Genomic DNA, 15,294 nt, shown 5'->3' on the forward strand with positions numbered 1-15,294 from the left:
CGGCTCACGTCAGCGCGCGTTCATGCGCAAGCCTCATTCACAGCTTCATTCGTATGGAGAGTTGGACATGGAACCCATCCAACCCACGGCGGGCGGCGTATCGCCGCGATCCGGCCCGGGCGCGCCGCCGGCCGGCTGGCGGGCTCGCGCGGCGCGGCTCGACGCGTCGGGCTACGCGGGCATCGTGCTGCTTGCGCTGCTCATCGTGGTCGTGTTTCCGCTCGTGCTCGACACGTTCCGTCTGAACCTGATGGGCAAGTACCTGACCTACGCGTTCGTGGCGATCGGCCTCGTGATCGCGTGGGGCTACGGCGGCGTGCTCAGTCTCGGCCAGGGCGTGTTCTTCGGCCTCGGCGGTTACGCGATGGCGATGTTTCTCAAGCTCGAAGCGTCCGATCCGGCCGCCACACGCACGCAGACCACGCCGGGCATTCCCGACTTCATGGACTGGAACCAGCTCACCGCGCTGCCCGCATGGTGGAAGCCGTTTCATGGATTGCCGTTCTCGATACTCGCGGTGCTCGTCGTGCCGACGGCGCTCGCGTTCGTGATCGGCTACGCGATGTTCAAGCGGCGCGTGGGCGGCGTCTACTTCGCGATCATCACGCAGGCGGTTGCGCTGATCCTCTCGGTGCTCATCATCGGCCAGCAAGGCTATACGGGCGGCGTGAACGGCATCACCGACCTGCGCACGCTGCTCGGCTGGGACATCCGCACCGATCACGCGAAGCTGATCCTGTACTTCGTGAACGCCGCGCTGCTGATCGGCGCGCTGCTCGCCTGCCGCTATGTTCAGCGCAGCAAGCTCGGCACGCTGCTGCTCGCGATGCGCGACAAGGAAGACCGCGTGCGCTTCTCGGGCTACGACGTCGCCATGTTCAAGGTGTTCGCGTTCTGTCTCGCGGCGATGCTCGCGGCCGTCGGCGGCGCGATGTTCACGCTGCAGGTGGGCTTCATGTCGCCGTCGTTCGTCGGCATCGTGCCGTCGATCGAAATGGTGATCTACGCGGCCATCGGCGGGCGCATGTCGCTGGTCGGCGCGGTGTACGGCGCGATTCTCGTCAATCTCGGCAAGAGCTGGTTCTCGGAGAGCTTTCCGAACCTCTGGCTCTATCTGATGGCGGCGATGTTCATCGGCGTGGTGATGGTGTTTCCGAACGGGCTGGCGGGTCTGTACGAAGAACATGTGCGCCCGCGCGTGAGACGTCTGCTCGGCGCGGCGAACAAGGAGGCGTGAAGCATGAGCAATACCGACTTTCTGCTCGCGATCGAAGACCTGACCGTGTCGTTCGACGGCTTCAAGGCGATCGATTCGCTCAATCTCTATCTCGAACGCGGCGAGTTGCGCGTGGTGATCGGCCCGAACGGCGCGGGCAAGACCACGCTGCTCGATCTCATCTGCGGCAAGACCAGGGAAACGGCGGGCAGCATCAAGTTCCGCAACGAGGAAATCACGAAGCTCGCGGAATTCCGCCGCGTGCGTCAAGGGATCGGCCGCAAGTTCCAGACGCCGTCGATTTACGAAAACCTGAGCGTGGCGCAGAACCTCGAAGTGTCGTTTCCGCGCGGTCGCAGCGTGTTTGGCGCGCTCGCCTATCGGGAGGACACCGAAGTGGCCGATCGCGTGCGCGACGTGGCCAGTGAAATCGGCCTCGCCGGCGCGCTCGATCTGGAAGCGGGGCTGCTTTCGCACGGCCAGAAACAGTGGCTCGAAATCGGCATGCTGCTGATGCAGGATCCGGAACTGTTGATGCTCGACGAGCCGATTGCCGGCATGAGCGTGCGCGAGCGCGAACTGACCGCCGACCTGCTCGACCGCATTTGCCGCAACCGCTCGATGATCGTGATCGAACACGACATGGCGTTTGTGGAGCGCATCGCGCACAAGGTCACGGTCATGCATCAGGGGAAGATCCTCGCGGAAGGGCCGATGGCGCAGGTGCAGGCCGATCCGCGCGTGATCGACGTCTACCTCGGCCACTGAGTCGGCAACCGAACGACAACACGGAGAACACATCATGCTGGAAGTCGACGATCTCGTCGTCAGCTACGACCAGAGCGAAGTGCTGCACGGCATCGGCTTTTCCGTTGCGCAAGGCGAAAGCGTGGCCGTGATGGGCCGCAACGGCATGGGCAAGACCACGTTGTTCAAGGCGCTGATCGGCATGCTGCCCGCCAATCGCGGCACGGTGCGCGTGGCTGGCGCCGACGTTTCGAAGGACGAGAGCTACCGCCGCGTGTCGAAGGGCATTGGCTACGTGCCGCAAGGCCGGCAGATCTTCGCGTCGCTGAGCGTCGAGGAAAACATTCGGACGGGCCTCGAAAACGCGCAGAGCCAGCAGGTGCCCGACGAACTTTACGCGTTGTTTCCCGTGCTGTTCGACATGAGAAAGCGCAAGGGCGGCAATCTCTCTGGCGGTCAGCAACAGCAACTCGCGATTGCGCGCGCGCTTGCAACCGACCCGAAAGTGCTGCTGCTCGACGAGCCGACCGAAGGCATCCAGCCGTCCGTCATCAAGGACATCGCCAGGGCGCTCAACCAGATTCGCACGAGCCGCAATATCGCCATCGTCGTCTCGGAGCAGGTGTTGAGCTTCGCGCTCGACGTGGCCGACCGCCTGTTCGTGATCGAGGGCGGCCGCTTCGTGCACCAAAGCACGCGTGACGCGGGCGACACCGACCGCATCCGCGAATACCTCTCCGTCTGAGCGCGGCGCGGCGTTCGCGCGCCGCGCCGTATGTCAATCCGCGAACCCAGGAGCCAATGCCATGCCCGAGACTCTCATCAAGGTCGATCTGAACCAGTCGGCCTACGAAAACGAACAGGTACACAACCGCTGGCACCCCGACATTCCGATGGCCTGCTGGGTGAAGCCCGGCGACGACTTCATTCTCGAAACCTACGACTGGACCGGCGGTTTCATCAAGAACGACGACAGCGCCGACGACGTGCGCGACATCGACCTGTCGATCGTGCACTTTCTCTCCGGCCCGGTGGGCGTGCAAGGCGCCGAGCCCGGCGACCTGCTGGTGGTCGACCTGCTCGACATCGGCGCGAAGGCCGACAGTCAGTGGGGCTTCAACGGCTTCTTTTCGAAGACCAACGGCGGCGGCTTTCTGACCGATCATTTCCCCAGCGCGCAAAAATCGATCTGGGATTTTCACGGTGTCTATACGCGTTCACGCCATATTCCGGGCGTGAATTTCGCGGGCCTGATTCACCCGGGCCTGATCGGCTGCCTGCCCGATCCGAAATTGCTGGAGACCTGGAATGCGCGTGAAACCGGCCTGATCGCCACCGCGCCCGATCGCGTGCCGCCGCTCGCGAATCCGCCGTTCGCGGCCACCGCCCACATGGGCAAGCTCGCGGGCGAGGCGCGCGACAAGGCCGCCGCGCAGGGCGCACGCACGGTGCCGCCGCGCGAGCATGGCGGTAATTGCGACATCAAGGATTTGTCGCGCGGCTCGAAGGTGTTTTTCCCGGTCTACGTGGATGGCGCGGGCCTTTCGGTCGGCGACCTGCACTTCAGCCAGGGGGACGGCGAGATCACGTTCTGCGGCGCGATCGAAATGGCCGGCTGGGTGCACATGCGCGTGAATCTCATCAAGGGCGGCATGGCGAAATACGGGATTCGCAATCCCGTCTTTCAGCCCAGCCCGATCACGCCGACCTATAACGATTACCTCATTTTCGAAGGTATTTCCGTCGACGAGCAGGGTGGCCAGCATTATCTCGACGTCACCATCGCGTATCGCCAGGCGTGCCTGAACGCGATCGAGTATCTGAAGAAATTCGGTTATTCGGGCGCGCAAGCGTATTCGCTGCTCGGCTGCGCGCCGGTGCAGGGGCATATCAGCGGCGTGGTGGATATTCCGAACGCGTGCGCGACCTTGTGGCTGCCCACGCAGATCTTCGATTTCGACATTCGCCCGAATGCCGACGGCCCGATCCGGCACATCCAGGGCGGCGTGGATCTGCCGTGTTCGCCGGATCTCGCGAAGGCGTGAGCGGCACACTGAAATGACGCAGGAAAAGGAGGCTGTCATGCCCATCTACGACTTCGAGTGCGCAAGCTGCGGGCCGTTCTCGGTCATGCGCCGCATCGCGGATCGCGAAAAACCGTGCCGTTGTCCCGAGTGCGGCGCGGAAGGCGGGCGCGTGATCGGCGCGCCATCGCTGGCGCTGATGACGGGGGCGCGCCGCGCCGCGCACGCGACCAACGAGCGTGCCGCGCACGCGCCGCGTCAGTCCGACGACGGGCCGCCGCTGCGCCATCGCGCCGGCTGCAGTTGCTGCTCGGGCGGCGCGGCGAAGCTTGCCGGCACGGCGTCGGACGGCCTCAAGCGGCCGGCGGGACGGCCCTGGATGATCAGCCACTAAGGTGTGCCGCGCGCGAGCCGATGCCCGGAAGCAGCGGCCGTCGCGCGCGGCGTCAACGTGTTCGAGGAGGAAGCGTCATGCGACATGGTGATATTTCGAGCAGCCGCGATTGTGTGGGTGTCGCGGTAGTCAACTACAAGATGCCGCGTCTGCACACGAAGGCGGAGGTGCTCGACAACGCGCGCCGCATCGCCGACATGGTGGTCGGCATGAAACAGGGTTTGCCAGGCATGGATCTCGTGGTGTTCCCCGAGTATTCGACCCACGGCATCATGTACGACCGCCAGGAGATGTTCGATACGGCGTCGACGATCCCCGGCGAGGAGACCGACATCTTCGCGGCGGCGTGCCGCAAGGCCAACGTGTGGGGCGTGTTCTCGATCACGGGCGAGCGCCACGAGGCGCATCCGCGCAAGGTACCGTACAACACGCTCGTGTTGATCGACAATCGCGGCGAGATCGTGCAGAAGTATCGCAAGATCATGCCGTGGACGCCGATCGAAGGCTGGTACCCGGGCGACCGGACCTATGTGACGGACGGGCCGAAGGGTCTCAAGATCAGCCTGATCATCTGCGATGACGGAAATTATCCGGAAATCTGGCGCGACTGCGCGATGAACGGCGCGGAGCTGATCGTGCGCTGCCAGGGCTATATGTATCCGGCGAAAGAACAGCAGGTGATGGTCGCGAAGGCCATGGCGTGGATGAACAATACCTACGTGGCAGTGGCCAACGCCACGGGCTGGGACGGTGTGTATTCGTACTTCGGCCATTCCGCGATCGTGGGGTTCGACGGGCGCACGCTCGGCGAATGCGGCGAGGAGGAAATGGGCGTGCAGTATGCGGAGCTGTCGCTCGGGATGATTCGCGACGCGCGGCGTAACATGCAGTCGCAGAATCATCTGTACAAGCTGCTGCATCGCGGCTATACCGGCACGATCAATTCCGGCGATGGCGCGAATGGCGTCGCGGACTGTCCATTCGGGTTCTATCGCGACTGGATCGCGGATCCCGACGCCACGCGTCGCCGCGTCGAAGCGCTTACGCGCGCAACGCCCGGCACGCCGGAGTGCCCGATCGAAGGTATTCCGCATCAAGACTGAGCGCGTGCGTTCCCGGCTTCGTGCGCGCACTTTGCGACCGTGCACCGTGCGCCGATCGACTGTTTCGGGAACCTGTTCGAGGACCATCAGGCGACGCAGCTGACGGGGCAGGGCAACGGGCAGCCGACTCGCGGTTCTACCTGGACATGGCCGACGTGCGGCCGGCGAGCGTCGCGCGCAAGGCGTTCGAGACGCGGATTCGCGACGGGGGCGAGCCGCCGGCGCCGCATCACGTGTTCGAGCCGCGGTAAAAAGACGGGCAGGCCGCCCGAAAACGGGGGCGCATCGGAATGTGCGCCGTCGGCCGGTCACGCCCGCCACGCAAGGCGCACGCGGCGATCGCATGCTGCACTGCATCGAAATGGCTTGACGAAATGGCCACTACGGCGTAGTGTCCATGGTCGAAGTGTTCAAGAAGTTCGATTGCTCATCATTGGCCGCGCTCTGTGCGGCAGTCGTTGGTCTCTCCCTCTTTGATTCTTTCTGTGCCCGTCGCGGGCGCATGTTCAATTATTTGTATTAAGGAAGTATTTGTGGATACCGGTACCGTCAAGTGGTTCAACGAAACCAAGGGCTTTGGTTTCATCTCCCCGGACAACGGCGGCGACGATCTGTTCGCCCATTTCTCGGAAATTCGCGGCACGGGTTTCAAGACCCTGGCCGAAGGCCAGAAGGTCAGCTTCGAAGTGAAGCGCGGCCCGAAGGGTCTGCAAGCGTCGAACATCACGCCGCAGTAAGCCGCAACGGCAGCGGCCGCCAGTCGGTGGCCGTTGCCGGATGGAGTTTCGCGCGAGGCGCCGCCCTGGCGGCGCCGGCGCGTTCCGATGCGCACGACCGATGCATCGCGACATTCACGATGCATCGGTCGTGACGCCTCCCTCCTCGCATGCCTGAACGGCGTGCGACGTAACGCCCTCGCAAAGCGCTCGCCGCTTCGCGAGCGCATCACCGCTTCAACGCATCAACCTGAGCAGACCGCCGCCATGTCGTAGCCGGCGCGGTCCCGACTTGCGCGGCGCTCATCCCGCCGCCGCCACCGACCGCCCGAACGCCGCAACGCGCCGGGCTCCGATCGCAAGACAGGCCTGTGGCCCGTCTGAACGAACCGATCCCCGGCAGCCTGCCGGCGGCCGTCCCGTTACGGGATGCCGCGCCGGGCAGATCGCCGCGGCCGCGGTCTATCACCTTGTCTGGAGGAATTGGTTTGGCAAAAGAAGAACTGCTGGAACTCGACGGAATCGTCGACGAAGTGCTGCCGGACAGCAAATACCGTGTGACGCTGGAAAACGGCGTCGTGGTTGGCGCGTACGCGTCGGGCCGCATGCGCAAGAACCACATCCGGATTCTCGCGGGCGACCGCGTGACGCTGGAACTGTCGGTCTACGACCTCACGAAGGGCCGCATCAACTTCCGTCACAAGGACGCGAATTCCCCGCGTCCGCCGCGAAGCGGCCAGCCGCGTCGTTAAGCGGCCTCGACCGGTGCGCGGCCACTCGCGCACCGGGTCGAAACCCGTCCGGCCACGCGGCCGGACGCACCGGATGAACGACGCGTTGCATGCCGTTCGTCGGTCGCCGGCGGCGCCGTCATGCCGCGGCGGTCCCCACCGCCTTCACCGGCCGCCGCGCGTGCGCAACGCTCAGGCGGCCGCGTCCCGCAGGAAATCCTCGACGATCATCGCGAAGTACGGCGGACATTCCTGCATCGGGTAATGCCCGCAATTCGGTATCGTCACGAGCCGCGCGCCCGGGTGCCACGCGAGAAAGGTCGCCTGCATCGCCGCTGCGTCGATTCCCGGATCCTTGTCGCCGACGATTACCAGAAAGCGCGTGTCGAGCCCGCGGATGTCGTCGACGAAATCCGCGCCCGTCAGCATGTCGAGATACGCGAGTCGGCAACCCGGCGCCACGCGTTCGCGGTTCTGCCGCAACTTCAGGTCGGCCCAGCGCGCCGACAATCCACCCGTCACGAATCGCACGAGCCGCCGAAACGCATCGTCGTCGACCGTCGTGCTCGCGAAGAATGCGCGCGCGTCGGCGCTCAGGCGGTTGCCGGCCGCCGATACCGGACACACGGCGATCGCGCTCTTGATGCGTGACGGCGCATCGGCTGCGAGCCGCTGCGTCGCCATGCCGGTCATCGAATGGCCGATCACGTGAAAGCGCTGCCAGCCGAGACGATCCGCGAGCGCGAGGCAATCGGCGGAAATTTCGTCGACGGTGCATGCGCCGGTCAGGTGGCGGGACGCGCCGTAGCCGCGCAGGTCGACGAACACGTACGTGAAGGCTGTTTCGTCGAGATACGGCAGCGTTGCCGTGTAGTTCGTGTGGTCGCCGAGCCAGTCGTGCAGGACCATCACGCATTCGGGGCCGGCGCCATGCCGCAGGGAGCCGAGCCCGTCGTGGTTGCCGGTCGGGCGGGCGGAGGAGGTGTCGATGGGGTTCATTTCAAGTCGTTTCCGTCTGGTTGGGGAACCAAAACGAAACGCCCTCCCGGCGGACCGGGAGGGCGTCTTGAAAGTGCATCGATCGTATCGGGCCGATCGGCGAAAGTCAACGCCCGACGTGCCTTTCCGCCCGACACCTCGATGCGCTGCGCATCGGCCCGGCGGTTGTCGTCCGACGGCAGCGACGCGATCACTGACCGATATCGTCGGGCTCGCCTATGCGGCCGGGGGCCGTCCATGCCGCGAGGCGGTGCGCACGATGCTTTACGCGCGGGGCGGCGCGGCCGTACACTCGTCGGCAATTCGCGGCCCGCGCGCGTGGCTTGCCATTCCTTCGGTGGCTTTCAGCGGGCCGACGATCGTGCCAGCCGGACATTCGTCGCGCGACGCCAGGAGGCGCCATGAGTGCAGACGCAGCCCCCGCATCCCCGTCCGTTCAGGACCGCATCCGGCACGTGTTCGTGCTGATGCTCGAGAACCGTTCCTTCGATCACCTGTTTGCACTGTCGGGCATTGCCGGCATCGTCGCCGCGTCGCCGGGCAACAGCAACGCGTACGGCGGCGCGGTCTATCCGTTCGGCGGCGGCGCGCCCGACCGGATGCCGACCGATCCGTGCCACGAATTCACCGACGTGCTCGAACAGCTGTGCGGCGCGGGCGTACCGTTCGTGAAAGGGCAGGCCTATCCGTCCATCACCAATTCGGGTTTCGTGTCGAACTACGCGACGTCGCATTCCGAAGGCACGCCGCCGCGGCCGGTCGATGCGGGCAAGATCATGCAGGGTGTCGACGTCGCGACGCAGGCGCCGTCGCTTTACGCGCTCGCGAACGCGTTCGTGCTGTGTGATGCGTGGCATGCATCGATGCCGGGGCCGACCTGGCCGAACCGCTTCTTCCTGCATGGCGCGTCGTCGGCCGGGCTCGACCATTCGCCGACCAAGCAGGAAATGCTGGGATGGGACGGGTTCGACGGTTTTCCGTATCCGAAGGGTTCGATCTTCGGCGCGCTCGGCGACGACAACTGGCGCATCTACCAGGACCAGACGGGCGACCCGCTCGGCCACGTGCCGCAGGTCGCGTCGTTGAAGGGCATCAGCTTCTTCGACATCGACGATCTCGCGCATTTCGACGCCGATCTCGCGGCCGGCTACACGGCGCGCTATACGTTCATCGAGCCCGGTTACGGCGACATCGTGCACGGTACCTATCAGAACGGCAGCTCGCAGCATCCGATGGACGGTCTCGCCGGCGGCGACCGGCTCGCCGCGCGCGTGTACAACGCGATCCGCAATTCGCCGGTGTGGAACAGCAGCCTGTTCGTGATCGTCTACGACGAGCACGGCGGCTTCTACGATTCGGTCGGGCCGGGCGCCGCGCCGCCGCCGAACGACGGCGCGCCCGCGACGCTGAACGCGAGCGGCTTCGGCTTCGACGTGTACGGCGTGCGCGTGCCGGCGATCGTGATTTCGCCGTGGGTCGCGGCCGGGCACGTCGATCACACGCCGTATGACCATGCATCGGTCGCCGCGACGCTCGAGCGGCTGTTCGGCCTCGCGCCGCTGACCGATCGCGACCGCCTCGCCAACGACCTGCTGGCGCTCGTGACGCCTACGTGCCGGACGGATTGTCCGCAAAGGATCGGAACATGAGTACCACCGCCCCGACTCCGGACCCGCGCGATGCGCTACCCGTGCGCGACGGCACGAGCCTGATCGCGTATCTGCACATCCTGAGGAAAGCGCATGCGGCGCTCGTCGGACAGGAGCAGGCGCATCAACGCTTCAGCGAGATCGTCACGCGCGGGCAGGCGCGGCGGTACATCGAGGAACTGATGCCGGTGCTGTTGCACAAGCGTGCCGAGCATCGGGCGCGCAAGCATGGCGGGAAGCATCGTTGAGCGGGGGAAGCGGGACGTACGGAGAGGCAGAAGGGTCACGCTGCGGCGCTCGATGAGTGCGCCAGTTCGAACGGCCCGAATCGGGCACGACACTTTTCCCCGCCACATGTTGGTTCGGCGAGCCTGCGCCGACCGGCTGACAGCGTACTGGCGGTAACCGTTGGGTCGTGTCACGTTGCCATTGTCTGCGCGACGTGTTGCGGCCTTGTCCTCCGCCCGGCCACTACCCGTGCCAAGGACATCCGTCGAATGGGCGGATTTTCCCCCTCTTGGCACAGTGGTGTCGCGGTCGGCAATGCGGATTTCCCTTAGCCACAATATTGGTTGGCGCTGCTCATGCAGCGTATCGGGGCATTTCCGGTATTTGCATTCCTGCTTAGTACTGGTGCTAGCATTTTGTTTGTTTCGAATTGAAAAATAACGATCCAATATCAGAATTAAAAATTAAAGCGATGAATTTGGCGTTGACGAATCGGATGGCAAAAAAATAGAATTCATCGCCGTATCGATTCTTTCGTGAAAATACTTTGACTAAATTCGTGTGGAGCGCTCTCCGTATTAAAAGTTAATGTCGAAAGACGCTGTTGTCGGTATTTCGTCAAGCTGACGTTGTTCGCCGACGGAGACCATTGCTGTACGCAATACGTGACCGAAATCCGGCGTGCGGCGGCCGCCGAGTTTCTCGACGCGTATACGAAGCGGATCGGCGGCCGATGCCAGTCGGACCGTCGCTTGCCGACCATCTGACGGTCGTCGCATACAACCACGCCACATTCGGCTTCTTCCCTATGGAACGCATCACGCTCATGCCCAGGTGGGCCGGGTACGGCTTCGTTTGCGCGAGCTTCGTCGCCGCGGGCTGTACAAAGTCGCCGGAAACGTATCACGGTTATGTCGAAGGGCAGTTTTCCTATCTGTCGGCACCGTATTCGGGAAATCTGAAGACTTTGCGCGCGACACGCGGCGATCGTGTCGAAGCGGGCACGGTCGTTTTCGAAATCGGTGCGGCGGACCTGGAACAGGCAATCAAGCGTCAGTATCACCAGTGGCAATCGTCGCTGGACGTGCTCGGCGACCTGGAGCAGGGCAAGCGTTCATCGGAAATCGATACGGTGAACGCACAGCTCGAACAGACCCGGGCGAACGCCGCGCTTTCCGCGCAACGGCTCGTCCGCGCGGAAGCCGACTACGCGATACAGGCAATCTCGCTCGATCAGCTCGAACGCGAACGTGCGGCGGCCCGGGTGGACAAAGCACGAGTCAGCGAAGTCGCCAGTCAACTGAAGACGGCGCGCCTGCCGGCACGCGACGGTCAACTGCAATCGCAACGACAGAGCGCCGACGCGCAGCAGGCCGAATACGAACGGCTGCAGACGCAATTGCGGCAACTGTCGGTGCAGGCTCCCGGCAAGGGCGTCGTCGTCGATACGTTCTTCACGCCGGGCGAGTGGGTCGTCGCCGGCAACCCGGTGGTGAAGATCCTGGTCGATCTCAATACGAAGGTTCGCTTCTTCGTGCCCGAGGCCGCCCTGGCCAATTTCCGCGTCGGTCGTGTCGTGCGGATCGCATGCGACGGTTGCGAACGCGGCTACACGGCGACGATCAGTCATATCGCGTCGAACGCCGAATATACGCCGCCCGTCATCTACAGCAATGACGCACGCTCGAAGCTGGTGTTTCTCGTCGAAGCGCAGCCCGATACCGTTGCCGCGCGTGGCCTGCCCCCCGGCCTGCCGATCGAGGTGACGCGATGAGTCATGCGATGCCGCTGATCGATGTGCGCGATCTGAACAAGCATTTCGGCACACGGCACGTCGTCAAGAACCTGAGCCTGCAGGTCGGCCGGGGCGAGATATTCGGTTTTCTCGGACCAAACGGCAGCGGCAAGACGACCTCGTTGCGCATGATGTGCGGACTGCTGACACCGGATTCAGGCAGCGGGACCTGCCTCGGATTCGACATCCTGACGGAATGCCGGGAGATCAAGCGACGAGTCGGCTACATGACACAGCGTTTTTCGTACTGGGAAGACTTGACGGTGCGGGAGAACCTCGATTTCGTCGCGCGACTGTATGAGATCGACGCGCGAAAGGAACGCGTCGCGCGGATCCTCGCCGAGATGGGCCTGGAGTCGCGCTCGAACCAGCTGACCGGCTCATTGTCGGGCGGCTGGAAGCAACGGGTGGCGCTTGCCGCTGCGCTGTTGCAGTCGCCCGAACTGCTGCTGCTCGACGAACCGACGGCTGGCGTCGACCCGGGCGTGCGCCGGGTGTTCTGGGAGGAATTGCACCGTCTGGCAGCCCGCGGTATTTCCGTGCTTGTCAGCACGCACTATATGGACGAGGCCGAACGTTGCCACAAGCTGGCCTACATCTCGTACGGCACGCTGCTGGCCCACGGCGAGGCCGGTGATCTCGTGCGACGGCATGCGCTCCACACCTGGTCGGTGTCCGGTGGCGACCTCGTCCGGCTGAACGACCGGCTCAAGGGCCGGCCGGGCGTCGAGCAGGTGATTGCATTCGGTCGTGCACTGCACGTATCGGGACGTGACGAGGCCGTGCTTGGAGCGAGTCTCGCAGCAGTTTGCGGCGCGGGTGTCGAGATTCGCAGAATCGAGACGAATATCGAGCACGTCTTCCTGCATTTGATGAAGGGCACATCCGGGGAGTCCGGCTGATCATGATCCGCATCTCGATTTCCCGCTGGTGGAGCATGGTGACGAAGGAGTTCTTGCAGATCCGCCGCGATCGCGTGACGCTCGGGATGATCGCCGTGTTGCCGATCGTGCAGCTGGCGCTGTTCGGTTTTGCGATCAACAGTGATCCCAGGCATCTGCCGACGATCGTGCTCGCCGACGACACAAGCGAATTTTCGCGATCGCTCGTCGCCGGCATGCGCAACACGGGGTATTTCGACGTCCAGGGCGGCCTGTTTTCCGAACGCGCGGCCCGTGACGCGCTGCAAAAGGGCATCGTGCAGTTCGTGGTCAGCGTGCCGCACGACTTCTCGCGACGGCTGGTGCGCAACGAGCATCCGGAAATTCTGGTCGAGGCGGATGCGACCGATCCCGCCGCAACGGGAAATGCGATCGCCGCTCTCAATACGATGACGCAGACGGTGTTGAACAAGGATTTGATCGGAGCCTTGGTGAGAACCGCGCCTCCGCAAGCATTCTCGGCCCGGGTGCACCGGATCTACAATCCCGCCGGCATTACGCAGTACAACATCATCCCCGGATTGATGGGCGTCATCCTGTCGATGACGATGGTCATGATGACGAGCCTCGCGATTACGCGCGAACGTGAACGCGGAACGATCGAGAACATCCTCGCGTCGCCGGCAACCTCGATCGAGGTGATCTGCGGAAAAATCGTGCCGTACATCCTGATCGGGCTCCTGCAGTGCACGATCATCCTGCTGGCGGCCCGGTTCGTGTTCAGCGTGCCGTTTGAGGGCAATCCTGTAACGGTCTACTGCCTCGCATCGTTGCTGATCGTCGCGAACCTGATGGTCGGCATCGCCATATCGTCGGTCGCGCGGAGCCAGTTGCAGGCGATGCAGATGACGTTCTTCTATTTCCTGCCGAGCGTCCTGCTCTCCGGATTCATGTTTCCGTTTGCCGGCATGCCAGGCTGGGCGCGGCTGCTCGGCAACGGATTGCCGCTGACCTATTTCAACCGGGCCATTCGCGGTGTTCTCCTGAAGGGGAGCGGATGGAACGAAATATGGCCCGATGCCGCGACGATGGTCGTGTTCGCTCTGGTTGCAATGACGGTCGGCCTGCTCGCGTACCGCACCACGCTCGATTGAACGACGATGGCACAACGAACCTATCCACGCCGCCGTGCCTGCCGCGCGATTGCGGTTCTGTCGATCGCGGTCGTCATCGTCGCGGGGCAGGGGTGCAGCCATCCTGCGTTTGTCCCCCGATCCACGAGCGACCTGGCATTGCCGGCCACCTTCATGGGGATGAGCGTCCGCTCGACCGATCGCGACGAGGCCGGCATGCCTGTCGAACGCGACCCGCGCTGGTGGCGGCACTTTGGTTCGTCGGCGCTGGATGCGCTCGTCGAGCAGGCGATGCGGGACAGTCCGTCGATACGGAGCGCGGAGTCGCGGTTGATCGAGGCGACGAAGTATCTTGCGGGACAACAGGGTGCCAGTCGCTATCCGCAGGTCGACGTCGGCGCGTCAGCCAAAAGGGAGCAGTTGAATACTGCGGCCGCCGGTCTGCCGATGATTCCCAACCCGTCCCCGTTCATGCTGTACAACACGAACGTGAGCGTTCGATACGATTTCGATTTCTTCGGCGCACAGCGCCATCGGGTCGAGGCGAAACGGTATGAAGCAGCGCTGAGAAGGCATCAGGCCGACGCCGCGCGCTTGACACTGGTCAGCAATATCATCGCTGCGGTGGTCCGGGAAGGGCGGCTGCGTGACGAAATAGACGTGAACGACGCAGTGTTGCGGAACCGGCGAGCCGTTGGGAAGATGCTGCGCGAACGGCATGAAATCGGCAGCGTCGCGCATCGGGAAACGATCGATGGCGATTCGGACGTCGATCGAATCGAAGCGGAACGGGCGGCATTGCATGCGGAACTGCTGAAAATCCGGTTTCAACTCGCGGCCTATGCCGGTGTTCCATCGCCCGAGTCGCTGCCTCGGTTTCGCCTGGACGACTTGCAATTGCCGCAAGACTTGCCGTCGACGGTGCCGTCGGGGCTCGTGCGGCAACGGCCCGACATTCTCGCAGCGGAGGCGCGCCTGCATATTGCCGGCGAACTGGCCGGCATCGCCACGGCCAATCTTTACCCGCGGATCGAACTGGGGGCGAGCATCGGGTCGTCGCCGCTGGCGCTCGGTCAGTTGTTTGCCGGCGGCGCGACGATCTGGAATATCGGTGCCCAGCTTGGCGCACCGGTTTTTCGCGGTGGAGAATTGCGTGCCGCACGGGATGCGGCGATCGCCGCCTACGATGCCACGTTCGAGGACTATCGGACGGTCGTGCTGGGCGCGTTGCAGAGCGTCGCCGATGCGATGACCGAAATCGATCGCGACGCGATCGCGCTGCAAGCGCGTCGAGCGGTCGCGCAACGGCAACGGACCGTTCTGGAGATGACCCGGCGTCAGTTCGAGAACGGCAGTTCGGATCGGCTTCATGTGCTGCGCGACGAGTATGCATATGATCTGGCGCGGCTCGAGATGATTCGCGTTCGTGCGGCCAGGATGGCCAGTACGGTTTCCTTCTTTGCCGCCGTCGGTGGCGATGCGTATCGTCGGGATTGACTGCCCGTGCGCCGAGCGGGCGTCGGAGTGGGTGACCGCCGGGATGCAGGCCGGGCGGTTCCGTCCCGCGTCAATGCCGAGGCGAGACAGGGCAAGAACCTCCGTTACGCCATCCCCCCGCGTCAGCGCATCGCGGTCGGGGCGGGATCGGCGCGTCCATGATCGGCACGACGAGATCCTC

The 15,294-nt window shown here is 64.1% G+C and carries 15 protein-coding genes; 14 read left to right on the plus strand and 1 reads right to left on the minus strand.

Going from position 1 to position 15,294, the window contains the following annotated elements; genetic code table 11:
• Window positions 1-67: 67 nt before the first annotated feature.
• The 8 genes from urtC (at window position 68) to infA (ending at window position 6,952) form a co-directional block, all read left to right on the plus strand.
• The gene (gene urtC / locus G3N62_RS04770; RefSeq protein WP_069704714.1) at window positions 68-1,237 is read left to right on the plus strand and encodes an urea ABC transporter permease subunit UrtC; all 1,170 of its coding nucleotides are present in this window, start codon (window positions 68-70) and stop codon (window positions 1,235-1,237) included.
• A 3-nt stretch (window positions 1,238-1,240) separates the two neighbouring features.
• Window positions 1,241-1,984, plus strand: coding sequence for an urea ABC transporter ATP-binding protein UrtD (gene urtD, locus G3N62_RS04775; RefSeq protein ID WP_034191287.1), 744 nt, complete (start codon window positions 1,241-1,243; stop codon window positions 1,982-1,984).
• 34 nt (window positions 1,985-2,018) lie between these two features.
• Complete coding sequence (gene urtE, locus G3N62_RS04780) at window positions 2,019-2,708, plus strand: urea ABC transporter ATP-binding subunit UrtE (RefSeq protein WP_124669946.1); 690 nt, start codon at window positions 2,019-2,021, stop codon at window positions 2,706-2,708.
• 61 nt (window positions 2,709-2,769) lie between these two features.
• Window positions 2,770-4,008 carry a formamidase gene (gene fmdA, locus G3N62_RS04785; protein WP_124669947.1) on the plus strand — a complete coding sequence of 413 codons (1,239 nt, stop codon included), beginning with the start codon at window positions 2,770-2,772 and terminating at the stop codon, window positions 4,006-4,008.
• 37 nt (window positions 4,009-4,045) lie between these two features.
• Entirely contained in the window at window positions 4,046-4,381 is a 336-nt protein-coding gene (locus G3N62_RS04790; RefSeq protein WP_124669948.1) for a zinc ribbon domain-containing protein, read from the plus strand.
• Window positions 4,382-4,458: 77 nt separating this feature from the next.
• On the plus strand, window positions 4,459-5,484 hold the full coding sequence (locus tag G3N62_RS04795; protein ID WP_069704718.1) for an aliphatic amidase: 1,026 nt from the start codon (window positions 4,459-4,461) through the stop codon (window positions 5,482-5,484).
• A gap of 533 nt (window positions 5,485-6,017) precedes the next feature.
• The gene (locus G3N62_RS04800; protein ID WP_006483056.1) at window positions 6,018-6,221 is read left to right on the plus strand and encodes a cold-shock protein; all 204 of its coding nucleotides are present in this window, start codon (window positions 6,018-6,020) and stop codon (window positions 6,219-6,221) included.
• Between the two features lie 467 nt (window positions 6,222-6,688).
• On the plus strand, window positions 6,689-6,952 hold the full coding sequence (gene infA, locus G3N62_RS04805) for a translation initiation factor IF-1 (RefSeq protein ID WP_006483034.1): 264 nt from the start codon (window positions 6,689-6,691) through the stop codon (window positions 6,950-6,952).
• 171 nt (window positions 6,953-7,123) lie between these two features.
• On the opposite strand, the gene G3N62_RS04810 is transcribed toward infA, so the two are convergent.
• Entirely contained in the window at window positions 7,124-7,930 is an 807-nt protein-coding gene (locus tag G3N62_RS04810) for an alpha/beta hydrolase (protein ID WP_124669949.1), read from the minus strand.
• Between the two features lie 401 nt (window positions 7,931-8,331).
• On the opposite strand from G3N62_RS04810, the gene G3N62_RS04815 reads away from it, so the two are divergent.
• The 6 genes from G3N62_RS04815 (at window position 8,332) to G3N62_RS04840 (ending at window position 15,113) form a co-directional block, all read left to right on the plus strand.
• Window positions 8,332-9,579, plus strand: a complete 1,248-nt coding sequence (locus G3N62_RS04815) for an alkaline phosphatase family protein (protein WP_124669950.1) — start codon at window positions 8,332-8,334, stop codon at window positions 9,577-9,579.
• A complete protein-coding gene (locus G3N62_RS04820) occupies window positions 9,576-9,827 on the plus strand; it encodes a hypothetical protein (protein WP_034191657.1) in 252 nt (83 codons plus the stop codon). Before G3N62_RS04815 ends, G3N62_RS04820 begins: the two co-directional genes overlap by 4 nt.
• Window positions 9,828-10,456: 629 nt before the next feature.
• Complete coding sequence (locus G3N62_RS04825; protein WP_124669951.1) at window positions 10,457-11,581, plus strand: HlyD family efflux transporter periplasmic adaptor subunit; 1,125 nt, start codon at window positions 10,457-10,459, stop codon at window positions 11,579-11,581.
• A gap of 8 nt (window positions 11,582-11,589) precedes the next feature.
• Window positions 11,590-12,504, plus strand: coding sequence for an ABC transporter ATP-binding protein (locus G3N62_RS04830; RefSeq protein ID WP_241012850.1), 915 nt, complete (start codon window positions 11,590-11,592; stop codon window positions 12,502-12,504).
• 2 nt (window positions 12,505-12,506) lie between these two features.
• Window positions 12,507-13,637 (plus strand): ABC transporter permease, encoded by a 1,131-nt coding sequence (locus G3N62_RS04835; protein WP_059556583.1) that lies wholly within the window; start codon window positions 12,507-12,509, stop codon window positions 13,635-13,637.
• 6 nt (window positions 13,638-13,643) lie between these two features.
• Complete coding sequence (locus tag G3N62_RS04840; RefSeq protein ID WP_080287998.1) at window positions 13,644-15,113, plus strand: efflux transporter outer membrane subunit; 1,470 nt, start codon at window positions 13,644-13,646, stop codon at window positions 15,111-15,113.
• The last annotated feature ends 181 nt before the right edge of the window (window positions 15,114-15,294 follow it).

The sequence above is a fragment of the Burkholderia sp. Tr-20355 genome, assembly GCF_017104685.1.
GTDB classification, from domain to species: Bacteria; Pseudomonadota; Gammaproteobacteria; order Burkholderiales; family Burkholderiaceae; genus Burkholderia; species Burkholderia seminalis.

Coding starts and splice junctions, on each gene's coding strand:
- urtC (WP_069704714.1), top strand. CDS start 68: ATGGAACCCATCCAACCCACGGCGGGCGGCGTATCGCCGCGATCCGGC.
- urtD (WP_034191287.1), top strand. CDS start 1,241: ATGAGCAATACCGACTTTCTGCTCGCGATCGAAGACCTGACCGTGTCG.
- urtE (WP_124669946.1), top strand. CDS start 2,019: ATGCTGGAAGTCGACGATCTCGTCGTCAGCTACGACCAGAGCGAAGTG.
- fmdA (WP_124669947.1), top strand. CDS start 2,770: ATGCCCGAGACTCTCATCAAGGTCGATCTGAACCAGTCGGCCTACGAA.
- G3N62_RS04790 (WP_124669948.1), top strand. CDS start 4,046: ATGCCCATCTACGACTTCGAGTGCGCAAGCTGCGGGCCGTTCTCGGTC.
- G3N62_RS04795 (WP_069704718.1), top strand. CDS start 4,459: ATGCGACATGGTGATATTTCGAGCAGCCGCGATTGTGTGGGTGTCGCG.
- G3N62_RS04810 (WP_124669949.1), bottom strand. CDS start 7,930: ATGAACCCCATCGACACCTCCTCCGCCCGCCCGACCGGCAACCACGAC.
- G3N62_RS04815 (WP_124669950.1), top strand. CDS start 8,332: ATGAGTGCAGACGCAGCCCCCGCATCCCCGTCCGTTCAGGACCGCATC.
- G3N62_RS04820 (WP_034191657.1), top strand. CDS start 9,576: ATGAGTACCACCGCCCCGACTCCGGACCCGCGCGATGCGCTACCCGTG.
- G3N62_RS04830 (WP_241012850.1), top strand. CDS start 11,590: ATGCCGCTGATCGATGTGCGCGATCTGAACAAGCATTTCGGCACACGG.
- G3N62_RS04835 (WP_059556583.1), top strand. CDS start 12,507: ATGATCCGCATCTCGATTTCCCGCTGGTGGAGCATGGTGACGAAGGAG.
- G3N62_RS04840 (WP_080287998.1), top strand. CDS start 13,644: ATGGCACAACGAACCTATCCACGCCGCCGTGCCTGCCGCGCGATTGCG.